Below are 24,128 nucleotides of genomic sequence, written 5' to 3' on the forward strand. Positions count from 1 at the left end.
GGTTGAGTTTGGGGTCAAGTTTTGTACTTATTTCGACTCAATTAGCAACAACTCTGCCTAATATCAAAGGAGACTTAACTTTGGATTGTGCCTATTTTCCTTGTAGGCAAAGTAAGTAAAGGGCTGTACTTCATTGATGAATAGTGTGTTTAAAAGCCCTGCGAGATTAGGAGTTGTTGTATGAAAAATTATACCGAAAGGTATGTAAAGTGCCCGCATTGCGGACACTCTATCGGCATTACATTAGATGCAAGTAATGGTGACCAAGAGTTTTATGATGATTGCCCAGCTTGTTGCCACGCTATCCACCTAAATATGCGAGTGGATGAGTTACAAGATAAGGTCGAACTATTTATCGATGACAATTACGAATAACAGCTCGAGCATGTGAACATCAGAAATATAAAAACGCTTAAATGAAAAAGGAGCACTAGGCTCCTTTTTCTCATTCTAAAGCTGTTTTGCTGCAAGAACGCGCTCAACAGTATCAACAATTGCTTGAGTCTGAGGATCAAACTCAATATTAACACGCTCCCCTACTTGTCTCACTCCGAAAAGCGTTCGCTGCAAGGTTTCTGGAATTAGGTGTACCGAAAAACGACACGCTTCAACTTCACCAATAGTTAGCGAGCAGCCATCTAAACCAATGTAACCTTTCGCTAATACATATTTCATTGATTCTTGCGGCAGTTGGAACCAAATCGTGCGGTTATTGGGCGTATCGATGATATCGACAATATCTGCCGTTAAACTAATATGACCAGACATACTATGCCCGCCTATTTCGTCACCAAACTTAGCCGCGCGCTCAATGTTTACGCTATCCCCTTCCACCAGCCGACCTAAATTAGTAAGAGCCAATGTCGCTTGCATTAAATCAAAACTGATAAGGTTGCCTTCGATCTTAGTCACAGTTAGACAACATCCGTTGTGTGCAACGGATGCACCAATTTCTAACCCTTTACAAAGTTCATCGCTTAACTCGACAACGTGCGTTTGAAAGCGTTCTTTTTTATCAATTTTAACGACCTTCGCCGTACCCTGAACTATTCCTGTAAACATTTCTTTTTACCTATTGATTTAATACCAACTGTAGTCGAAGACTAAGCCCTAAACACTGCGCTACAGGTCGGAAATAAAGACCGCAGACGATAAAGCCATGGCTTAATGAACACTGGTTTGTTCTCATGCATGCTTCAACATTACCATGATTCGCTGCTGTTCTCAGTAAAAGCGTATCCTTAGCGTGGAGAGCGTCCAGTCAGTGTTATCGACTATTCGCTACCTAGCTATGGAATATAAACATACAATTGTTTATCATTTGCGCGGAGTTTCTCCGAGGCATTTTTTCACCTTATCGTGACTAAAATCAACCATCAGATCCGTTCACCACATCTTTTGCCCTCGAGTACTCTCATTCTTTCAACTTATTGTTCCGCTCTGGAGTATTTTTCGTGCATCGCTATAAAGAAGAAGCATCAAGTCTTATCAAATTGGCGACCCCGGTATTGATCGCATCTGTCGCTCAAACTGGTATGGGGTTTGTTGATACCGTAATGGCTGGCGGCGTTAGCGCCACCGACATGGCTGCGGTTTCTGTCGCTTCAAGTATTTGGCTACCATCCATTTTGTTTGGGGTGGGTTTATTAATGGCATTGGTCCCTGTTGTCGCACAGTTAAATGGCTCTGGTCGTCGAGTGAAAATCCCGTTTGAAATTCAGCAAGGCGTCGTTTTGGCATTGCTGATCAGTGTGCCGATAATTGCAGTCCTGCTTCAAACCCAGTTTATTCTCGGACTGATGGATGTTGAAGCACTGATGGCTGAAAAAACGGTGGGATACATTCATGCCGTTATATTAGCAGTACCCGCTTTTTTACTTTTCCAAACGCTTAGAAGCTTTACGGATGGTATGTCATTGACGAAGCCGGCAATGGTTATTGGCTTTATCGGTTTGCTGCTCAACATTCCTCTAAACTGGATTTTCGTGTACGGCAAGTTTGGTGCACCTGAATTAGGCGGTGTTGGCTGTGGTGTAGCAACCACGATTGTTTACTGGGTCATGTTTGCCATGCTATTGCTGTATGTGATGACATCAGAGCGATTGAAAAGCATCAACCTATTTGGAGAATGGCATCGCCCACAATGGAAAGCGCAAGTTCGTCTATTCAAGCTCGGCTTTCCTGTTGCAGCAGCGCTGTTTTTTGAAGTGACATTGTTTGCTGTTGTTGCACTGCTCGTTTCACCACTGGGTCCTATCATTGTGGCAGCGCATCAAGTCGCGATTAACTTCTCCTCGTTGGTATTTATGCTACCAATGAGTATTGGTGCAGCAGTAAGCATTCGTGTCGGCCATCGACTTGGTGAAGAAAACGTAGATGGCGCGCGCGTAGCGTCACGAGTCGGCATTATGGTTGGTCTAGCATTGTCCGTTCTCACAGCGATTTTAACCGTCTTGTCTCGTGAGTGGATCGCCGAGCTTTATACTAGCAACCCAGAGGTAATCACTCTAGCGATGCACCTGCTCGTGTTTGCCGCTGTTTATCAATGTACGGATGCGGTTCAAGTGATCGCAGCTGGTGCATTACGCGGCTATAAAGACATGCGAGCCATCTTCAACCGTACTTTTATTGCTTATTGGATTCTTGGGCTGCCAATTGGTTACGTCCTTGGCCGTACAGACTGGATTGTCGAGCCAATGGGAGCACAAGGCTTCTGGCTTGGTTTTATCATCGGCCTATCTTCTGCGGCCTTTATGTTAGGCGTCAGAATGCGTTGGATGCATCGCCAAGAGCCAGAAGTGCAATTGAACTTTTCAGTTCAATAAAAAGTAAAAAAAGCCAGCATCCGCTGGCTTTTTTGATCGAATAATCACACGGTTGAGTATACTTATAACAAGATTGCGAAGTGGTTGATTTTGCTCTCTAGACAACGGATACGAAGTTATAAAAAAGGATATTTGTGCGGTCTATTTTATTGTTCTTAATCTTGATTCTTAATGGTTGTGATAACTGGTTCAATCCAGAGAACGCCATGTTTGATAAGTATCATCAACGTGTAGCCAATGTATTGGACGTTCCTGCTATTCCAATAGAATTACAGTCTACGGTAACGATTCCTGCGAAACGCGTTTTGTTCGAGCCATTGCCAAGGCTATCTATTGGCCTGCTAGAGAGCTATCAATTACGACAATGCGGACTCTTTAATTTACTTGCCGAGAAAAACTCACAACTTGGAAAGGTGCAGGATGCCTTTCATGATTTTGATTATCAAACTGCCCTTTTAAGAGTCATAAATCGATGTTTATCCGAATTTCCACTTAGCGATGAAGAACGCGCGACATTGACAGAGCTTTACTCAACCAAATGGCAACATCTAGACATTCATCTCGACAACTTACTACTCGTAAGTGATGCCATGCAAAAGCAACTAACAGCCTCTGATTGGCTATCTCAAAATACGACGAATGATATTGCACGCATTAACGATGTCTATCGTATTTTCAGCGAAATGTATGATTTACCCCACCGCGCGGTCTCACGTCTACCCGATGTGGAAGTTACTCAATATCAAGAAGAGTTAGAGAAATCTCGTTTACTCGGACGACTTTACTATTCAATGGTTAACACATCCCTTTGGTTAAAAGCGACAACTCAGCTACTTGAGCAGAACCAGAGCAATGTATTGTGCGGGCCGAACAGAGACACCACTCAGTTCCGCTACTTAAGAAATGTCTTTCAATCCATTTACGTTGAAGAAGTGCAACCTTATTTGGCTTATTTAGACAGTACCTATCAACAACTTAATGATGGTGCCACTTTGGTGGAGAACCGTATGCAACTCCATGGTCACCAGTATGGCATAATTGAGGCACATAGGACATTTAGGCAAGAAACCCTAAACCACGTTCAGTTTTGGCAGGGTCTCTTCAAACGATGTGGTGTAACCGTTGGCAACTAGTAAGTGCAGAGCGTTCTATTCCTTCAACCTTTCACGCAAGAATCGAGCAAAACGCGGTTTACCAGTATGTGTAAAACCGTTATATCTAAATGTAATGGTTGAACCAATTTTCGGAGGCTGGCGACGCACTTCATCGGTAAATCCGCTACCGATGTAAAACTCAATGCCATTTGGTAAGCGAACTAACATTGCTCCCATCATACCTAATAAGCGCCCTGTTCCTGGCTTATAACCCACAACTAACGCTTCATCATCTGCGTATCGTTTTAGTTTAAGCAAATCACTACCGCGTCCAGCCTGATAGCGGCTTGATACCTTCCGCAACATCACCCCTTCACCGTCGGATATTGAAATTTTATCCAACTGTGTAAACAGATGAGCTTCATTTTGAATCGCTCGGTGCTCGACATATTTGATATGAGGCTGGTCGACTTCAAGCACTAAATCTTTGATGTTGTAATAACGCTTCCGATAATCACCAGCGGAATATGGCATATCAAAGATCATAAAGTCGATGTGTCGCCAAGCAGACTCTACAGGAGTTTTATCTAATACCGTTTGCTGAACAAGATGGAAGTTACCTCTCCCAGCCCAAAGTTCACCGTCCAACGGATAATCAGGCAAAGGTCCTGTAAACCAGTCTGGGGCGTAGATTCGATTACCATTTCTCGTCACGAGATGTTGCCCAGTCCAATAAGCGCGAACACCATCAAGTTTTTCGCTATACCAATATTCAGACACATCAATGCCATCCTGATAGCTTTGTGCAAGAGAAACTGGTGGTGCGAGAGACGTATCCGCTTGAGGCTGTGAAGACGCTGCCATAACAGCCAGCGCAATTAATGTCATTTTTAATGGCATAAGAAGACCTTGTACAAAAAATCGCCTTTATTGAAACGTAAGTCCTCTCGATGACCTATTTATTACTAGTTATTCTTCGACTCATAACAATCAACATTAGTAATAATTTGCAAAGATAATCATAAACTTTAGACAGGTTTTGCATTTAGTCGTTACACGTTATTCACTTAAGGCGGATGGTTCGTCAATCGAGTTGGAATCTAATCATGACGAGATCCCTCGGTCTAACGACTTCTTTCGGCTCAAAACCTCTTATAAGCAAACCATTTCTCTGTGCGTTTTTGATTCTCAATTTGAGAATCAGTCCTTTCTCAAATTGAACAATATCATTAACAATATTTAACTGTTTGATTTTTCATTAATTTCAAATTGGCACGTTACCTGCTCTATATCCAATTAGAAAAACAAACGGAGACAGAGTCATGGAACTACGCAAACTAGAAATCAATCAAGACAAGTTAGCCATTGAGTTTTTTGGTGACTTAGATGCAAGCGGCTGTCGACAAGCACAACATCACATTGATGAGGTAATTCACAACAATCATCACAAAGAAGTCGAAATGAACCTACAGCACGTCCAATTTCTTGATTCTTCAGGGATTGGTGCCATTGTTTACTTATATAAGCGTCTAGTTGAACGTGAAAGAAGCATGAGTATTGAAAACGTATCAGGCCAACCTTTAGAAATCATGAGCTTGCTTCGTATCAACCATGCCATTCCCGTTAACTCAAAAGGACACTAAAAATACCGGTTTAAACGGAGGTTGGCATGGTAAATCTTATACGACGATATGCATTAAGCGGTCTTGTTGTCGGCATGTTTGGTTGTTCGTCGTTTGACTACCCAGAACACGGGAAAGGTGGCTTGGCGGAAAGCTATCAAGATATCTCGATCGAGAATTATCAGTTTTCCCCAGTGATGCCTGACGAGCCTTTAGGTCCAGAACATGGGTTAAGGTTTGATTGGCAACTGACCAAGTTACATCTAGACGCACTAATCCAAGAGGGCGCGCGCTGGTGTTTTCCTGCGGCAGTTGTTCAGGCCCTTGAAAAACAAAATAGAATTGCGCGCGAGTTAGAAGGTGGGCTTTTACTCGACGCTGCCAACGACCTTGTGATTCAGCGTCGACGCTTAAACCAGCTCGAACAACAACTCGACTACGTACTGAGCCAAACCACTTGCACACCGCCCGATGATATTGAAGCACTACGTAGCGACCTAAACATAGTCTCGGATATCTATGCACTACTTAATATCGACAACCAGTTTGCTGTCGATTCAGCAGAAATCAACCCGAAGTACATGGGACATTTGGCAGAAGCAGCCTACATTTTACGTGACCACCCCAACCTATCTCTTGTAGTAACGGGGCATGCGGATGCAACTGGAACCCCCGATTACAACCAGAAACTTGCTCAAGCGCGTGCGGAACAAGTAAAGCGTTACCTAACCGTATTTGGTATCACTTCAGAGAGAGTCACTACCAAATCTGTCGGAGATAACCTGCCACTCTATGAAGGTGAAACATCCGCCGTGCGTTTAACTAATCGTCGAGTAAGCATCGAGGTTATTAGCCCTAATTCAGATAGCGATAGCTCAATAAACCGCAACCCAACGGCAGGAGGCGCGCTATGAACACGATGAAACCATTTATCCTCTTAATGTTGTTGTGTCTGGTCGCGTGGGTACCTTCTTCCATAGCGGATGAGAGCAATACTGTTAAGGTCGGTGATTTAATACAGATTAACTTACCTGGAGAGGCGTCGTTAAACCAAGGGTTTCAGGTTGATCGTCGTGGACGAATTAATTTGCCAGAAGTCGGCCCTGTATTAGTGGCCGGCTACAATGAACAACAACTCCAAGACGTGATTATCGACAGGCTAAAGACCGTGTATCGTGACGTTAACAACGCTCGAGTTTTTATTAAACAGCAACAGTTGTTAGTGTCCGTTCAAGGCTACGTGGTCAAACCCGGTGAATATACCTTACCTTCTGGGTCCAACATTCAAATGTTTGTGTACGAAGCTGGCGGCCTGCGCGCTGGGGCTCAGCTTGATAAAATGATCGTGAAACGTGGAAATAAAAACATTGAATTTGACTACAAACGCTTCCTTGATACGGGTGACAATAGCCAACTGCCAAAACTAGAATCACTGGATGTCTTATTTGTCCCCGCTTCCCCACTCGTAGGGAATATTGAGCAAGAGTTTGATGCAGCAAAACTCGCGAATTCAGGTGACAGCGCAGATTCCGCTCGTGCAATCAAAGTCTTTGGTGAAGTCAACGCACCTGGCTCGTTCTCATACAAGCCCAACACCACGCTAGTTGATGTCGTAATGCGAGCTGGCGGCGTGACACGATATGCCAGTGTTGAGCAAATTCGAGTGATAACAAACAATAACCCAACCATGTTTAACCTGAAAAAGTACCTTGATACTGGAGACCAAAGCCTACTGCCGGAGATCCTGCCAGGTGCCACCATCTTTGTCCCAAAACAGGAAGAAGAAATCAAAGCAGGTGCAAATGTGGTTTACGTGATGGGTGAAGTCGCCCATCCTGGGGCATACGAAGGCAAGCAAGGCGCTAGCTTCATGGATATCCTCGCCAACGCTGGCGGGCCCACTCGCTACGCAGAATCTCGCCAAATTCGCGTTATAAAAGCCGATGGCAAAGTCATCAAATTCGATCTTACCGCGCATACAGAAGGACTATCTTCAGCCAGACCACCAAATGTTGGACCAGGAGACGCGATTTTCGTACCGGAGAAAACCGATTTCAATGAGAAGTCTTGGTTAAAAGTAGCACCTAGTCGAGCGGTCGCAGTGATGGGAGAAGTTGTTCGCCCTGGACGCATCGAGTGGTCAGACGAAATGGATTTGATTGACCTGCTTGCACACGTTGGAGGCCCAACTCGACGAGCTGATACCACCAAAATTGAAGTCGCCAATAACGGTCAAATGACACAATTTGACTTAGACCAATACATTCTGGATGGCTCACCAACATCAAGCCTACCTCAAGTTTCCGCTGGTACAGTCGTAAGGGTACATGCATTGCCTGACGACCCATCCGATAATAAGTCGCAATGGGTAAGCCAAAGCTCTGACGCATCGATATACGTTTTCGGGCAAATCAATGCACCTGGGCGCTATCGTTTCACCGAAGATATGCATTTTCTGGATATTTTGTCTGCCGCCGATGGACCGACAATGGATGCAGATATTCACAACATCCGTGTCACACACCGAGGCCTAGGTTATGCCAAAGTGAGTAAATTGAATTTATCGATGTACTTTGAAACAGGCGATGAGTCAATTCTGCCCCACGTTCGTCCCGGTGATACCATTTACATTCCAGAAAAAAACAAAAACTGGTTAGATCGTTCAAAAGAGTCCACGGTACGCGTATTAGGTGAAGTAAGAGACCCAGGGCGGTACGTATTCAATGACAACATGACTGTGCTTGATCTCTTAGCGGAAGCAGGAGGACCAACTGATAATGCCTACCTTGAAAAGATCAGTGTGGTCAATATGTCTTGCTGCCAAGGCCAAGCCCGAACATTTGATTTGGTGAACTTTAGTAAAACAGCCAACATTTATGAGCTGCCAGTCATTCGCGCAGGCGACACAATTTACATTCCCCATAAAGACGAAAGCTTTGTTGAAAAAGCGAGGGCCGGACTAAGAGATATTTTACAAATCACCACAACCATCGTGTTAATAGGAGCGTTGTAATGACTATTCCTGCAACTCACGCTGAGATTGAGCAAATTTATCTTCAGAGTGAACAGAAAGGCCACAAAACGATTTGTGTTGTGGGTTGTAAATCTGAAGATGGTGTCACTTCCGTGGCTTCATCTCTTGCAGAGCGCTTGGTTTTAGCAGGCCACAATACTTTGTATGTAGACCTTAACTTATTCAAACCCGCTTATCACACTGTTCACGAATTTGATGATGACGAGAAGGTTGGCCATTTGATCACACGAGAGAATACACACCAAACTTTAGTCGGCCTCCCAGCTCCATCTCTCGCCAGTACTCAGTTAGCGTACCGAGACCCAACAACGCTGAAACAAAACATTGCACAATGGTTAACGCAGTACGAGCGCGTCGTGATAGATACATCACCACTTCTCAGTGTCAACCGAAGCAATATTGCGCCTCAAGTGATTGCTGGCGTATGTGATGCTACTTTGTTAGTAGCGCATTATGGCTCTACGACTGCAACCCAGCTCGAGCAAGCCAAAAAGCTACTCGATGCTAGCGATGCGAACTTGATTGGTTCTGTACTGAACATGAAGCACACTCCAAGCCTGAAAGATGAGTTAATCCGCCAAGTTTCCAAGCTGCGTTTCTTACCAAAAAAGTGGAAAGAAAAACTGTCTCAGCAAATTAAAAAAAGCGAACTGTTTATGTTATAGGGAGCGCTATTATGACGATAAATAACACATTGACTATCGAGCAAGAATTAGTGGATGAGCATATTCTTCAGCAAATGATCAAAGATACGTGCGCCGAAATCATCCCTACCTTGATTGATCACTATGTCGAAGAGTCACGCGATCGCATGGAGAAAATAGAGCAAGCATTAAGCACAAAAGACCTTCAAACATTAGAGTTCGAGGTTCACACACTGGGCAGTTCTGCTCTCGCTCTAGGCAATCGAACGCTTTCAAGACAAGCAAGAATGATTGAGAAGTACTGTGTCGAAGGAAAAATACCAAAAGCATTGGAGCTTTGTGAAACACTTCCTCAACTCGCCAATGAATCGTTTGATGCGTTAGAAAAGCGAAAAGCTCAAGGGTTTGAGTAGTATCAGTGTCTTACTCCCTAGCGAAGCATCGCGTTTGATAAAGCGCGATGCCGACATCATCTCAGAAATTTAGGCTCCAAATTCAGTCACCCTCGCCAAGCCACACACCTTGAAATTATTTGGGTATACTTAATCAATTAAAAAGTATGGATTTTTCGCAAATTTCCTACCTTGTGCTAATACTTAAATAACGCTTTTCTCAAATTGAGAATTTTCAGCACTAGAGAGCTATAAACCACTCATAATGCCAAATAGTAGTGCTGACAAAAATCATAAAAAATGAAACAAACTACGTTGGGATGGGACTATGAGACCAAGGGTGTTACTGGTAGAGGACTCTACTTCACTAGCCATACTTTATAAGCAGTATGTGAAAGACGAACCTTATGACATTTTTCATGTCGAGACAGGTCGCGAAGCGATTCAATTTATTGAAAGAAGCAAACCTCAGCTCATCATTCTCGATTTGAAACTGCCCGACATGTCTGGCGAAGACGTGCTGGATTGGATCAACCAGAATGACATTCCTACGTCCGTTATTATTGCTACGGCGCACGGCAGCGTCGACTTAGCCGTTAATCTAATTCAAAAAGGTGCGGAAGATTTCTTAGAAAAGCCCATAAACGCTGATCGCCTAAAAACGTCAGTTGCATTGCACCTTAAACGCGCCAAATTGGAAGATTTGGTGGAAAATATTCAATCCAAGTTTGATCGCCACAACTATCACGGATTCATCGGTTCAAGCCTCCCGATGCAGGCGGTATACAAGACCATTGATGCTGTTGCGCCAACTTCTGCCAGTGTGTTTATTGTGGGAGAAAGCGGCACAGGTAAAGAAGTTTGTGCTGAAGCCGTCCACCGCCAGAGTGACCGTAAAGACAAGCCTTTTATTGCAATTAACTGTGGGGCTATTCCACGAGATTTGATGGAAAGTGAGATTTTTGGTCACGTTAAAGGGGCCTTTACTGGAGCAACAACAGATCGAAAAGGTGCGGCGACGCTGGCACATGGTGGCACGCTTTTTCTTGATGAGCTGTGTGAAATGGAACTTGAGATGCAAAAGAAGTTGCTCCGCTTTCTACAAACGGGCACTTACACCCCTCTTGGTGGCACTCGAGAAATGAAAGTGGATGTGAGAATCATTTGTGCCACTAACCGAAATCCATTAACAGAAGTAGAAGAAGGTCGTTTTCGTGAAGACTTATACTACCGTGTGCACGTTATACCTATCGATATGCCCCCATTACGTGAACGAGGAAGTGACATCGTCACGCTTGCCAAGCACTTCTTGACCACTTACGCCAAACAGGACAAAAAGAAATTCTCAACAATCGACAGTGAAGCTCAACATATCATCAAGCATTACGAATGGCCGGGTAATGTAAGGCAACTACAAAACATCATACGTAACATTGTGGTGCTCAATAACGACGAAAAAGTCACGGTGAGCCACCTACCCGCTCAACTCACTAAAAAGTCTAAAGTTACGAAAACAACGACACCTGCGCATGTTGCTCAAGAGTCAGCAAACATTGCACCAATCACACCACCACCTGTTTATACTGAGGAACCTTCACCTTCTGCGGTCGAACCGTCGATTACCGCAGCGGAGCTGCCTGGTACACCGTCCTCTGCTGCTACCTCACCGTACTTTAACTCTGATGGAACCATTCGCCCTATGTGGCAAGTAGAGCGTGAAGCAATTCAAAACGCAATTGCGTACTGTGATGGCAACGTCCTCAACGCCGCTGTCATGCTGGAGTTAAGCCCATCTACGGTTTACCGAAAAAAACAAGCGTGGGAAGCGGATGAAATTAATCTCGAACAATCTTGATAAACCTGCCATTGGTGAAATTTGGATCTTGCTTGATAGCCGTCTATTCGGCGGCATTGAAAGTCACGTTATCGAGCTAGCTCGGGGATTAATCGCCTTTGGACACAAAGCTCGAGTTGTGCTAACCACTGAGTATTCACCAGCTGCTCAGATTGTACAGAAGGCAAAAGAAGCCGCGATCCCTGTGAGTTACTTAAACTATTTGTCTGGCGAGCCCAATAAAGCTTTAAAAATTAAACACCTAACAAGCGCCGTCGCCAATCACCAACCCTCAGTGGTTCACTCCCATGGTTATAAAGCGTCGATTTTGTCGCGCTGCGCCAAACTGCTCACCCGTACGTTTCCTCGTTTGATTTCAACTTATCATGCTGGTGAATCGTCCTCAGGGAAACTATGGCTATACGATTGGCTTGATAGAAGCTCAGGCAGCCTATCTGACCATTGCTTTGCTGTCAGTCCAAGTATTCAGCGCAAAGTTTTTTGTTCTTCAGAACTGCTGAATAACTTTGTTTCGATTCCCAACAGTCAACTCAACTATCAGGAGATCGCTTTTGTCGGCCGATTGAGTCAGGAAAAAGGCGCCGATCAATTTATTGAGGTAGCGAGGCTCTGTCCAACATTACAGTTTAGTGTGTACGGTGATGGCCCAGAAAAAGAGTCGCTTAATCAAACTGCCCCTCCAAACGTGACTTTCTTCGGCCATCAAACCGATATGGAAGGTGTTTGGGAAAATATCAGCGTACTTATCATCTCTTCTCGTTATGAGGGTCTTCCAATGGCGGCGCTGGAAGCCATGTCGAGAGGCATTGCCGTGATGAGCTTACGTGTAGGTCGTCTTCCAGATATTATCCAAACGGGTAAAAATGGTTTTATCGTCGAAGACATTCCCTCTCTTGCTAAATGTCTTCATGACTGGATATCGATTGGTGAAGCGCAACAATCACTCATTCGCCAGAATGCTCGACAAACCATCATTGATGATTTCTCAGCGCAAAGTGTGATTCCCGTATTGCTACAAAAATATCAAATTGAAACGGATCACTAATCCATATTGGTTCTCAATATGAGAATGATGAGTTCCAAACATAAATATCATATAAGATTCAATCACATAAACTAATGGCATATTTTGGCATCTCTATTGCAGCTCAGCAGTTAACGCAGATTAATGATGAGACAGAGGTGACTTATGACTACGCCAAAACGCATTCTATATGTTCATTATGGTGATAATTGGATTCGCGGCAGTGAAGTAGTGCTTCTGGATCTCATTTCTGGAATCGACCGCAATAAGTTTGAGCCATTCGTATGGTCAAACTGCCAACCACTAATCGATAAGTGCCAATCGCTCGGAATTGAAGCGGAACATTCATCCTTCAATTTGGTTGGTGGTTGGAGCGCTCCACGCTGGGATATTAGCGGGTGGAATAGCCTTATCAAACAAGGCTCAGCTTTGATCGAAAAGCACAGCATCGACTTGGTACACGTCAATAGCGGCGGCCCTTGTCAATGGATGTGTTTGGCTGCTCGCATGAATCATATACCACTTGTCACGCAACTTCATTGCCATTATACATTGCGCGATCGCTTCTCTCTCGGACTTCACCTCTCTCCAAAATTGATTTGCGTTAGCAAAGATGTTGGACGCGAAATTCTTCAGGACGGCTACCCGCAAAACCAACTTCATGTCGTACACAACGGCGTGTCACTTCAAGGCGTGGATACACCCATCGACATTAAAGATCGCCTCGGAATCCCATCACAGGCCTTTACCTTTCTGTCGGTGGGTTCGCTGATTAAGCGCAAAGGGTTTGACCGCCTTATTCGGGCAATGCGCATGCACAACTACCACCACCACAACCCTCACCTTGTTATTGTTGGTGACGGCGAAGAAAGAGAAGCATTGCAACAGCTTGCCGCAGATCTTGGTATCCAAGAACGAGTGCACTTTGTCGGAGAGCAACACAATGCTGGAGCGTGGATGTGTGGTAATGCAGACGCTTTTATTAGCGGCGCCTATGAAGAGGCCTTTGGTCTCGTGCTCGGGGAAGCGGCTTTAGCTCAACTGCCTATCGTGGCTCCTAAAACGGGAGGCATTCCTGAGTTGTTCGAGCATAATCACTCTGCATTGCTGTACCAGAACAGTGGAATGGCGAGCCTGTTAAACGCGATTCAACAAGTCATGCAAGACGCGGCATTAAGAAACAAGCTGGCGGAAAACGCTTACCTACATGCTAGCCAGCACTTAACGACGACTGCATCTATCAACGCTATTGAACGTATTTACGAAGGTGAACTTAATAACAACGCCATTACACCAATGCCAATGACTCACTGCATGAAGCCTCTTTCACGCTGGTTGAGCATCAATTGAGGAGCCCGGTCATGAAACGTGTATTGATGTTCGACGCCATCCCAATGCAAGGTGGATCCAAAATCGCGAATGCAGAGCTCCTTAAGCAGTGCGATAAGCTGAACGTGATTGGTTATCTACTCACTACAAATCCAGAGCATTGGGCGTCACTGCTTAGTGGTACACCGCATGTGCAAGTTATAAAAATAAAACCGTCACCATTTAACTCGACTCATGGCCTGACCTACTGGTTGATGAACGCTTACTACTTTCTCCAACTTCTCTACGCGTGCATGAAGCTTCCAAAGATAGATAGCTTTTTGGGCCTATCTTGCCCAAGTAATGATATGCCTTTGTACTTACTACGATTAATTAGCAAAAAGCCTGTGGTACAGATGGTTCATGGCCCTATTGGACGATCGAGATCTGCTGGCTACTGCTTAGTAAAAGCATCGGCAATTTACTACTTGGCAAACACCCGCGAATCAATGGTAGAAGCATTACAGGCCTACCTCAAAACAGAGAAGCCAGCCACCGAACGCTATTGGTGTGGTTTGAATACATCTACGTTTGTTAATGGATTATCGAAAGATCGCTGGCCAAAACAAGCGAATCCGATTTCAAGCCGCGTTTTCTGGGCAGCTAGCTTACTAAAATGGAAGAACATCGATCTTTTGCTTGATGCTTTAACACTTGATGAGTCGAAAAAGATCAAATCCACCGTGTGTTACATCAAACCTAACGTGGCAGGTGTGGAATATTCAACACCGGACTTCAACACACAAGGTGTTGAATGGCATGAGTGCCCAAACAACTTAGATGAATTGCGTTCACAGTGTGGTGTGTTTGTTTCCACCAGTATCAACGAACCTTTTGGGTTATCTATTTTGGAGGCTCTCGCTGCAGGTATGTGTGTCGTCATTCCACATGATGATAGTTATTGGGACCGCGTGTTAACTCACGGCCGAAATTGTATTAAATACACGCCTAACAATGTGGCTTCGCTACACAACGCAATTCGCCTTTTGAATGAATCGCCGTGGATGAAAGTAACGATGGGTATCGAAGCACTCAATGTTTCTCAACTATACACAGCCGAACGTTGTTATTTGCCAATCGCCCAGCACCTTGCTGCCGAAATTGCTACCAACAATGATTGCACACTCAAGACACCGCGAGACATCAAAGGATATGATCATGTCTAAAGCAATGACCAACATGACGCTATTTGCTATCGCCTTAGTGATCAATAAAAGCATCAGCCTAATCATGCTGCCTGTATTGCCCCACTTTCTCTCACCAGAGCAAATGGGCAAGCTTGAGCTTCTAACAACCTTTGGTGTTGTTACGACCTTGTTTGTCAGTTTCGCTTTGCATGAAGCGCTTTATCGATTCGTCGGCGTTGAAAAGGATCAAAATACGCGCACAAGCCTACTAAACCAGCTGTACTCACTTGCTTTACTCATCGCTGGCGTCGTCGCTCTTAGCTTGCTCACTATCATTTTAATCGCCCCCATTCCCGCGCCTTTTACGCGAGTCGAATTTGCTATTGTTATGTTTGCCATCGTTCTAGAGGGCAGTATTGCAATCGGCACTGCCTGGTTAAGAACACAAGACGACAAAGCAAGAACACTGCTTAACGTCATGGTCACTACCACCATTTTTCAGGTCATTTTTATCGTCGCGGCGCTGTCTGTTCATCCCCATGTTATTTCTGTTTTGTGGGGGGGCTTGTTGGCTGCTATTACTCAATTTGTTTGGCTGCACATCGTTAACCGTTACAATGTCACCCTTCCTAAGCTGACATTGGCAAAACAATACCTAAACTACTGCCTACCAATGATGATGGCTGGATTGGTTGCGTTCTGCCTCAATGGCGCTGAGCGCTGGTTCATTGGTGCCAACACTTCTCTTGCGACGTTAGGGATTTACGCGATAGCGGTAAAATTTGCAGTGGGCATGTGTATTTTAGTGCAGCCATTTGGCATGTGGTGGATGCCACGTCGATTTAATTACTTAGAAGGGCGCAAGAACACTGAAGCAGTGCGCATCACACACTTAGGTATGATTTACATTACAGGTTTGAGTGTAGTGGTCGGCACATTAGCAATGGTGATGATCACCTACTTACTGCCAGAAACCTATCATGAGGCGGTACTATTCAGCTTATTCTTGCTGCCTATCGCCATGTTAAAAGAATGGAGCGAACTCATTAATATTTCCATTTTGTACAAGCGTCGTACTCGCTGGCTACTGGGTATAAATGTCGTCTCTGCGTGCGTTGCGATTGCTTTGCTGTTTGGCTTATCTTCTCTGGGTATTTATGGGGTGTTCATTGCGCTTTATTACGCACAACTGTGTAAGCTGGGCCTGACTTATGTAGTAGGCCAACAATGTATGGCGTTGCCTTTCCACCTAAGTCTGATGGTTTTATTACAGATTATATCCGGTGTGGCACTGTTCCTGCTTCACTCTTCACAATCAATAGGCATCGCCATCGCAATTTGCATTTTGACATGCAGTTTGCTGGCAGGGATAGCCACTCGCTACATGAGTAAAGAGACGCTAAATGCTCTCACTCGATACATAGTGAAAAGGCGTGGACAGGTGAAGAGATACTCGTTATGAATGAAACCAAGGTGAGAACAAAACAGTCCATCGCAGCACTGACGATTACAGTCTGTATCGGCCTGCTTTGGATTGTTATGCCTCATCCCATTTTGATTGTTGCGTTGTGTTTCGCACCACTCGCGTTACTGTTTGTTCTCAATCAAACGTTTTGGCTTGTCACACTGTTCGTTATTTTTTCATTCTTTCGTATTCACGAAGCCTTTCCTGTTATCTATAACTTCAAGATCCCATTACTGTTATCACTGGGGGCACTCGCCGCACTCGCCTTTCACCTTCTTATAAGCCGCCAGATTACAGCTTTTTGGCACCCTTCATTAAAGTGGCTGTGTATATTTTGGGGTCTGGTGATCATCGGAATCATATTCGCTTCCAGTCGTGATATCGCAATAACGGTGTTCAAAAATACCTATTGGAAAATCATCATTATGACGTTGGCCATCACCTGGCTTATTACTAAACCTTCACAGCTCGCTCAGATGTCAAAAGCAATTATTTTCGCCGGATTATTGATTGGCTTAGTGGCATTACAAAACGCTGCGAATGGCATTGATTTAGTCGAAGGGACGCGCGTGTCGATAGGACGCTCCATAGGTTCAGTACTTGGCGATCCTAACGATTTGGCACTAGTGCTGATGTTTCCCCTTGCCTTTACCGTTAGTCAATTGATGGAGAAGCATTCCCCCAAGCATCTCAGGCTCTTTGCCCTTATCACCTGTTTGGTTTTGTTCTTTGCGATCATTGAGACGCAGAGCCGCGGGGGGTTACTAGGTTCACTGTCTGTATTTGCCTACTTTGCTTTTAAACATATCAAAAGCAAAACATTAGTCTTGGTATTAGGCGCTATCGCAGCGATCGTACTCTACGCATTCGCTGGTATTTCAGGACGAGAATCGGGGGGAGCCGCTGAGGATGGTATAGATGCCTCTGCGATGGGGCGACTTTATGCGTGGGAAGCGGCATTTAAAATGGCGCTGCATCACCCGTTGACTGGCGTAGGTCTAGATAACTTCTACTTTAATTACTATTTCTACAGCCCACACTGGGATGGTATCAACCACGCCGTCCATAGCACTTGGTTTGGCGTGTTAGCAGAAACGGGTTTTGTCGGGCTCGCTGTGTTCATTACTTTAATTGTGTCATTGATCCGCACCTCTTTGCATTCCATCTCATTGTTGACACCAAAATCAGATTACACCCTCTCTGTTGGAGCAAACGCCGTGTTAAGTGGGCTTATCGGTACCATCGTATCAGGCACTTTTCTGACTCAAGGTTTCACTTGGCCAATTTACATTCTAGCGGCATTAACAGTTGTCGTTAGCCGAATTGTTCAAAGTGACTGTCAAAATGAGAAATCCTAGTTTCAAACATAAACAAAACCCATAACTCACTGTTTTAAAATGGCTAATTCCTTGGCACGCATTGTGATTACTCACTTAATTAGTAATCAAATAACCAAGGCTCAAGGAGAGCCACATGACAGACATCGTAGTATTTGGAGAAGATTTTGGTGGGTTACCCTCTTCCACTCAGCATATTGTCAAGCGACTAGCAGCGAACCATCGCATCCTTTGGGTTAACTCCATTGGCCTTCGTCAACCTAAGCTGGATTCTAAAGACATACAGCGTGCGTTAAACAAACTCACTCGTGTATTTCATAACGTAGGCTCACACAAGCCAACATTGGACTCTGAAACAAGCCCAAACATTCACATCATCAACTTGCTCACCATTCCTGCCCCTAGCTCTGCATTAGCAAGAAAAGTGGCCGCTAAGATGATGAAACACCAACTCAATAAACAATTACAAGCTCTTGGTTTTGATAAGCCTGTATTTTGGACGTCGCTCCCGACTGCTGCCGATCTTTGTGCAGAAATGAACCCACGTGGACTGATTTACTATTGTGGCGATGACTTTAGCGCTTTAGCTGGTGTTGACCACGACACGGTGGCCAAGCACGAACGTACTCTTGTTAATGCGGCCAGCGTTATCTTTACGGCAAGCGAAACACTCTCCACCAAATTTCCATCTGGTAAAACCGTCACTTTGCCTCACGGTGTCAACTTTAGTCTGTTTTCTGAGCCAGCACCTAAGGCTGAAGATTTTCCTAATAATGGTCGCAAAGTGCTGGGCTTTTATGGCAGTTTGTCGGAATGGTTAGACTACGACTTAATTGCCCAAGTCGCAGACCAAGCGCCTGACTGGGATCTCGTGTTCATCGGCCCTAACGAGTTCAGTGATAATCCACTTCCACAAAGATGCAACGTATACTACCTGGGCCCGAGAGCGCATCACACTCTGCCACGTTACTCCCAACACTGGGATGCCAGTTGGTTGCCCTTTGTTGATAACGCTCAAATCAAGGCATGTAATCCGCTTAAACTTCTTGAGTACTTGGCAACAGGAACCCCTGTTATCAGCACACCGTTTCCTGCATTAATGCCCTACAAACATATGCTTCATGTGGTTCAAGATGTCGAAGACGTGCGTGCCAGTCTCGATCACCTCCTACCGCCACCGACAGATTCAAAGTCATTTGTTCAACAGCAAAGCTGGGAAGCAAGAGCCAACCAAGTTGAGAAATTAGTGAGGACGCTATGAACGATTTGAGAGAGAACCTTAGTGTATTACTACATGGCGCTTGGCGACGTCGTTACATGATCGTTATCCCTATGCTTGTCTTGCCGGTGCTGGGCTTCATCGTAAGTAAGCTGGTTCCGACGACTTATGTTGCTCATACCAGCATGCTTATTCAAGAGACAGCGAAAATGAACCCGTTCCTTCAAGACCTTGCCGTCTCAACAATGCTTAAAGACCGATTGAGCGCACTCAGTACTCTGCTAAAAAGCCGACACGTTTTGTATTCTGTCGCAAAAGAACAATCGTTGATCAATGATGAGATGAGTGCAAAAGAGCAAGAGTTCATCATAAAAGATCTCGCGTCGCGCCTGTCTGTTCAGCCACTCGGTAAAGACTTCATTCAAATTCAATTGCAAAGTGGTAAATCAGAAGGAATGGAGTCGATGCTGCTGTCTGTCAGAGAGCATTTTGTCGAACAGCTTTTGGCTCCTGAGCGTTCTTCGATTAAAGATTCGAGCCATTTTTTGACTATCCATATCAACAAACGCAGGGAAGAACTAGACAAGGCAGAGCAAGCCTTTGCAGAGTATAAAAATACTTACTCAGACGCGACGCCCGAAATGCAAGCTCAAAGCCTTACTCGCCTTGCTAGCCTCAAACAAACGCTAGCCGAAAAGGAGGCGGAGCTTGCTGGTGTTTCACGAAGTCTAGGCAGTTTGGATCAACAACTATCCAAAACGAACCCGGTTATCGGTAAACTGGAAGAGCAAATCATCGACATTCGTAGTGAACTTACCCTGCTTCGCGCTAAATACACAGAGGCGCATAGTTTAGTGCAAGGTAAGTTGCGAGAATTAAACCGGTTGGAGCAGGAACGCTCGGTACTCTTGAACTCTAAACAACCAGAACTAAACAGTGCTCAACTATGGGATATCGCGAGCAATACCACAGTAAACAGTCTTGGCGAAGCACAGCCTCTACTTGTCTCCCAACTACATCAATTACAAATGATGCGCGGACGTTTTGAAGCACTTACGGAAGAAACCAACAGCTTGCGAGACATGATCCAAGAATTAGAGCGAAATGCGCACCAATTTGGGAGCACGGCAACAGAAATCAACCGCTTAGCTCGTGACGTCGCAGTGAAGAGAGAAATGTATGACGAACTCGTCGAACGCTATGAGATGGCCCAACTAACAGGCTCTTTGGGAGAGTTTGAAGAGAATAAGCGCGTAAAAATCATTGATGAACCGTTCACGCCAACGATTCCAACTAACTTACCTAGTTTTGTATTTGTCATTTTAGGATTTATTGGTGGCGCTGGTTTAGGCATTGGATTAGCGACGATACTTGAGTTAGCCGATAACTCTATCCGCTCTAAAAGAGCATTAGAAAAACACCTTGGTGTTCCTGTCATCACCACTTTACCTAACGTAGTGTACGGAAACTAACCGCCATAAGAACTCATTTACAAGCACTCGGTCTGCGAGTGCTTTTCTTTTACTACTGCCTTATACAGCCTCATAGCATGTCCACTAATATGAATCTCAAATTGAGAATAAACATAAAGTCTCACAAGCATCAATATTAACTTATTGTTTTTAAATGATTAATTTTTTGGCACGCAGTCTGCAACTCCTAAATAAACAAAGAACTCAACGAGGGTTTGAAAATGGAATTCAGACAAAAACACAATAACACTAAGCACAGCAAAAAAGTGATATTACACGTCGTGCAACACTTAGCTCCTGGTGGTTTAGAAACGCTCGTACTAGAAATGCTTCGTTTTGCGCAGCCAAACCATTCCGTTTTTGTCGTGAGCTTAGAAGGAAGCAAAGAACATGCACTACAAGGCTGGCAAAAACTATTGCCCTACCAAGGCCAACTGCACTTTCTTAATAAGAAACCTGGATTCAGCGGAAAAACCATCAGTACGCTGACTTCCATGCTCAAAGGACTTAAGCCTGACGTGGTCCACACCCATCATATCGGCCCACTTCTGTATGGTGGTATTGCTGCACGTTTAGCGCACGTACCTGTAGTGATTCATACCGAGCACGACGCATGGCACCTTAATAACAAAAAATCAGCTCGACTGCAGTCCCTACTGCTAAAAATGATTCGCCCGCAAGTAGTTGCCGATGCTAACTTTGTCGCCCATCAAATACAGACTAAGTTAAAGTATCGCAAAGTTTGTACTATCCATAACGGGATTGACTGTCAGAAGTTTAAAAGCGGTGACCAAACGGCAACAAGACACTTGTTTGAACTTCCAACCGACAAAATCGTGATTGGCGTTGCCGGGCGTCTAGAAGCAGTTAAAGGCCATAAAGTGCTTATCGAAGCATTCTCTCATCTTACGCCAAACACACACCTAGCCATTGCTGGAGATGGTTCTCAGCGAGCTCAATTGGAAGCACAAGTTAGAACGTTAAAACTTGAAGATCGAGTAACCTTTTTAGGCTTGGTCGACGATATGCCCAGCTTTTACCAAAGCCTAGACTTGTTTTGCTTACCATCACTTCAAGAGGGATTTCCTCTCTCAACCCTCGAGGCTCAAGCATGTGACATTCCTTGCGTCGCGACGGATGTTGGCGGCGTGAAAGAGACGCTCTGTCCGAACAACAGCACACTGGTTGAAGCAAATCGCGTGTTTTCGTTGGCCGAAGCGTTATCACAGCAACTGGAATCATCACACCGCTCTCCTCGAACTTTTATTCTCAAACACTTTGATATCATAGACATGGTGAGTCGCTACTCACGTTTGGCCAAGGAGGCTAGCTATGAATGATTTACTTTGGATTATAGGGTTTGGTTTATCCGCGTTTTTGATTGTCTATCATCACGTTGGGTACCCACTGCTCCTTAAGTGGCTTCCTTTAAAACAGCAAGACGAAACCAAAGCACCATTTGTAGAGCGAGCTTACAAAGCCTCCAAAACAGACAGCCAGCTACCCTCTATTACTGTCATCGTGCCCGCCTACAATGAAGAACAATGGATAGCAGAGAAGATCCGTAACCTTGCGAGCCTAGACTACCCGAGGGATAAATTAAGAGTAGTGATCGCATGTGATGGCTGCACAGATAACACAGCCGAGATTGCTCAAGCGACAATTCAAGAAGCAATCTGCTCTGATACTCTGTTCATTATTAATGATCACCAAGTCAATCGCGGTAAAGTTGCCCTACTCAACGAAGAAATGCGTCATGTTAGCTCGGACATTACCGCACTGAGTGACACGTCGGCATTGATTTCTTGCGATTCTCTATTGCTAGCTAGTCAGCATTATCAAAATGAGAACGTTGGAGTGGTTAACGCAACATATCAAATAATGAGCACTGATAACCAAGGTGAAGCGGCGTATTGGCAATACCAGTCTCGAGTAAAGCACCAAGAATCTTTGTTAGGTTCAACGATTGGTTCCCACGGTGCGTTTTACACTTTCAGAACTCACTTATTTGAACCACTGGAAGTTAGCACCATTAATGACGACTTTATTCTCCCTATGAGAATCGTTTTGCGAGGCTATAGCGCTATTTACGAGCCAAACATGCTGGCTCTTGAACTAGAACAGAGCTCAGACAACGCAGATTTCAAGCGGCGCCTAAGAATTTCAGCGGGTAACATGCAGCAGCTCATGCAATTAAAGAAATTACTGCTACCTCGTTATCGTGGCACTGCCTTTGCATTTCTATCGGGAAAGGTTCTGCGCTTAGCAACACCCTATTTGATGATTGTTTGCTTTATTTGCTCACTACTACTGGCACACAATCCGCTGTTTCAAGTAATGCTGTCCGCACAAGTTGGTATTTATAGCATCGCGCTTATCACTTACTTGATGCCAGCACTTAACACAATTAAACCTTTTAAGCTGATTAGCTACATCGTCATTGGTCATCTCGCCAACTTTATCGGCGGTATGAAGTATTTACTCGGAATGGAAAATGGACGTTGGAAACGCGTCAACCAATAAGGAAAGCATCATGAAAAACTCACGCTACGATTCAAATGTATGCCACGCGAAAAGAACGTTTGATGTACTGGTTGCAATGCTTATTTTGGTCGTCACTGCACCACTATTCCCATTTATCGCGCTAGCGATCAAAACCACATCGAAAGGCCCTGTGATTTATCGCCAATTGCGAGTAGGACGCTGCACACCAGAAAAAATGGATCTTTTTCAAATCATGAAGTTTCGCACCATGTATATTGATGCAGAGCAACGCTCTGGCGCAGTATGGGCAACTGAAAATGATCCCCGCATCACGCCAGTAGGACGCTTTTTACGCAAAACGCGTTTAGATGAACTACCTCAACTGTTTAATGTGTTGAGAGGTGAAATGTCGATGATTGGGCCGCGCCCAGAACGCCCAGCTTTCTACCAGAAATTGGAAGATGAAATCCCCTATTTTGTAGAGCGCACATATGGCGTGTTACCAGGTATCACAGGCTTAGCTCAGGTTAACCAAGGCTATGATGCATGCATTGAAGATGTAAGACGCAAAGTTGGGTTTGACCACAGTTACGCACTAAGCTTAGGTTCGTTTTACTCTTGGATTTCAATGGACCTTTCAATCATGAGCAAAACATTCGTTGTGATGATTGACGGACGAGGTCAATAACTTCCGGTTCTGGTAACGGTCATTCTTGCCACTGGCGTCGCATCTTTTCTATCGTCGCTGGTGGTACATCATGAATGCTTTGATACGCTCCGTGGCACACTTTAATTTCCACCTCGATGCGCTTCTTCATGCAGTAGTCCATGTAACGCTTCATCTCCCAATGTCGAACAAACGTATTGCTCACAATCACGACTCTCCCTTTGTTCAACCACTTTCTAGTTTGCTGAAAACACCACTCATGCGCTTGAGGTAATTGAACTGGTTCAAAGTGATAATCACCTTCATCATTTTCAAAATACATGTCAGCTTCAAAATGCTTAGCACCAAGCTCTATCGCTAGTTGTTTTGCTAAGGTTGTTTTACCTGAACCCGGAAGTCCACGAATAAGAATGAGTTTAGCCAGTGACATAATGCAGTTTAATGAGGTGGGAATAAGCCTAAACTGTAACGAAATTATTGGAAAAGAAAAGTAGAAATA

The 24,128-nt window shown here is 44.6% G+C and carries 22 protein-coding genes; 19 read left to right on the forward strand and 3 right to left on the reverse strand.

The features are described 5' to 3' along the window. Positions 1–180 precede the first annotated feature (180 nt). A complete protein-coding gene (locus tag R7P35_RS09765) occupies positions 181–375 on the forward strand; it encodes a CPXCG motif-containing cysteine-rich protein (protein ID WP_017634925.1) in 195 nt (64 codons plus the stop codon). Between the two features lie 75 nt (positions 376–450). Here R7P35_RS09765 and R7P35_RS09770 read toward each other — a convergent pair whose 3' ends face one another. Beyond that, positions 451–1,062: a riboflavin synthase gene (locus R7P35_RS09770; protein ID WP_005377625.1), complete on the reverse strand. Its 612-nt coding sequence runs from the start codon at positions 1,060–1,062 to the stop codon at positions 451–453. 392 nt (positions 1,063–1,454) lie between these two features. Here R7P35_RS09770 and R7P35_RS09775 point away from each other — a divergent pair, with 392 nt between their 5' ends. After that, entirely contained in the window at positions 1,455–2,825 is a 1,371-nt protein-coding gene (locus R7P35_RS09775) for an MATE family efflux transporter (RefSeq protein WP_005377626.1), read from the forward strand. Positions 2,826–2,959: 134 nt separating this feature from the next. Then, a complete protein-coding gene (locus R7P35_RS09780) occupies positions 2,960–3,958 on the forward strand; it encodes a DUF3080 domain-containing protein (protein WP_042522941.1) in 999 nt (332 codons plus the stop codon). 15 nt (positions 3,959–3,973) lie between these two features. Here the strand turns inward: R7P35_RS09780 and R7P35_RS09785 are convergent, their stop codons facing one another. Continuing rightward, entirely contained in the window at positions 3,974–4,819 is an 846-nt protein-coding gene (locus R7P35_RS09785) for a DNA ligase (RefSeq protein WP_017634928.1), read from the reverse strand. A gap of 422 nt (positions 4,820–5,241) precedes the next feature. On the opposite strand from R7P35_RS09785, the gene R7P35_RS09790 reads away from it, so the two are divergent. The 16 genes from R7P35_RS09790 (at position 5,242) to R7P35_RS09865 (ending at position 23,650) form a co-directional block, all read left to right on the forward strand. Continuing rightward, positions 5,242–5,562: an STAS domain-containing protein gene (locus R7P35_RS09790; RefSeq protein ID WP_318092022.1), complete on the forward strand. Its 321-nt coding sequence runs from the start codon at positions 5,242–5,244 to the stop codon at positions 5,560–5,562. A gap of 26 nt (positions 5,563–5,588) precedes the next feature. Next, positions 5,589–6,455, forward strand: a complete 867-nt coding sequence (locus R7P35_RS09795; protein ID WP_042522939.1) for an OmpA family protein — start codon at positions 5,589–5,591, stop codon at positions 6,453–6,455. After that, positions 6,452–8,554, forward strand: a complete 2,103-nt coding sequence (locus R7P35_RS09800; protein WP_017820662.1) for an SLBB domain-containing protein — start codon at positions 6,452–6,454, stop codon at positions 8,552–8,554. Before R7P35_RS09795 ends, R7P35_RS09800 begins: the two co-directional genes overlap by 4 nt. After that, positions 8,554–9,240, forward strand: coding sequence for an AAA family ATPase (locus R7P35_RS09805; RefSeq protein ID WP_005377635.1), 687 nt, complete (start codon positions 8,554–8,556; stop codon positions 9,238–9,240). The genes R7P35_RS09800 and R7P35_RS09805 overlap by 1 nt, the downstream gene beginning before the upstream one ends. A gap of 11 nt (positions 9,241–9,251) precedes the next feature. Continuing rightward, positions 9,252–9,632, forward strand: coding sequence for an Hpt domain-containing protein (locus R7P35_RS09810; protein ID WP_005377636.1), 381 nt, complete (start codon positions 9,252–9,254; stop codon positions 9,630–9,632). A 307-nt stretch (positions 9,633–9,939) separates the two neighbouring features. Beyond that, on the forward strand, positions 9,940–11,466 hold the full coding sequence (locus R7P35_RS09815) for a sigma-54-dependent transcriptional regulator (RefSeq protein WP_042522937.1): 1,527 nt from the start codon (positions 9,940–9,942) through the stop codon (positions 11,464–11,466). Continuing rightward, a complete protein-coding gene (locus tag R7P35_RS09820) occupies positions 11,441–12,511 on the forward strand; it encodes a glycosyltransferase family 4 protein (RefSeq protein ID WP_042522936.1) in 1,071 nt (356 codons plus the stop codon). Before R7P35_RS09815 ends, R7P35_RS09820 begins: the two co-directional genes overlap by 26 nt. A 144-nt stretch (positions 12,512–12,655) precedes the next feature. Beyond that, entirely contained in the window at positions 12,656–13,840 is a 1,185-nt protein-coding gene (locus tag R7P35_RS09825) for a glycosyltransferase (protein WP_042522934.1), read from the forward strand. Positions 13,841–13,851: 11 nt separating this feature from the next. Continuing rightward, positions 13,852–15,024, forward strand: coding sequence for a glycosyltransferase (locus tag R7P35_RS09830; RefSeq protein WP_042522932.1), 1,173 nt, complete (start codon positions 13,852–13,854; stop codon positions 15,022–15,024). Further along, complete coding sequence (locus R7P35_RS09835) at positions 15,017–16,447, forward strand: lipopolysaccharide biosynthesis protein (protein WP_042522930.1); 1,431 nt, start codon at positions 15,017–15,019, stop codon at positions 16,445–16,447. The genes R7P35_RS09830 and R7P35_RS09835 overlap by 8 nt, the downstream gene beginning before the upstream one ends. Beyond that, on the forward strand, positions 16,444–17,808 hold the full coding sequence (locus R7P35_RS09840) for an O-antigen ligase family protein (protein ID WP_005377645.1): 1,365 nt from the start codon (positions 16,444–16,446) through the stop codon (positions 17,806–17,808). The genes R7P35_RS09835 and R7P35_RS09840 overlap by 4 nt, the downstream gene beginning before the upstream one ends. Positions 17,809–17,923: 115 nt before the next feature. Beyond that, on the forward strand, positions 17,924–19,048 hold the full coding sequence (locus R7P35_RS09845) for a glycosyltransferase (protein ID WP_042522928.1): 1,125 nt from the start codon (positions 17,924–17,926) through the stop codon (positions 19,046–19,048). Continuing rightward, positions 19,045–20,478, forward strand: a complete 1,434-nt coding sequence (locus R7P35_RS09850) for a GumC family protein (RefSeq protein WP_005377649.1) — start codon at positions 19,045–19,047, stop codon at positions 20,476–20,478. The genes R7P35_RS09845 and R7P35_RS09850 overlap by 4 nt, the downstream gene beginning before the upstream one ends. 221 nt (positions 20,479–20,699) lie before the next feature. After that, on the forward strand, positions 20,700–21,818 hold the full coding sequence (locus R7P35_RS09855; RefSeq protein WP_042522926.1) for a glycosyltransferase: 1,119 nt from the start codon (positions 20,700–20,702) through the stop codon (positions 21,816–21,818). After that, a complete protein-coding gene (locus R7P35_RS09860) occupies positions 21,811–23,001 on the forward strand; it encodes a glycosyltransferase family 2 protein (RefSeq protein ID WP_042522924.1) in 1,191 nt (396 codons plus the stop codon). The genes R7P35_RS09855 and R7P35_RS09860 overlap by 8 nt, the downstream gene beginning before the upstream one ends. A gap of 10 nt (positions 23,002–23,011) precedes the next feature. Then, positions 23,012–23,650, forward strand: a complete 639-nt coding sequence (locus tag R7P35_RS09865) for a sugar transferase (RefSeq protein ID WP_005377654.1) — start codon at positions 23,012–23,014, stop codon at positions 23,648–23,650. Between the two features lie 19 nt (positions 23,651–23,669). Here R7P35_RS09865 and R7P35_RS09870 read toward each other — a convergent pair whose 3' ends face one another. Further along, positions 23,670–24,059, reverse strand: a complete 390-nt coding sequence (locus R7P35_RS09870; protein ID WP_005377656.1) for an ATP-binding protein — start codon at positions 24,057–24,059, stop codon at positions 23,670–23,672. Between the last annotated feature and the right edge of the window lie 69 nt (positions 24,060–24,128).

The organism is Vibrio sp. Vb0304, assembly GCF_033338995.1.
GTDB lineage: Bacteria > Pseudomonadota > Gammaproteobacteria > Enterobacterales > Vibrionaceae > Vibrio > Vibrio alginolyticus.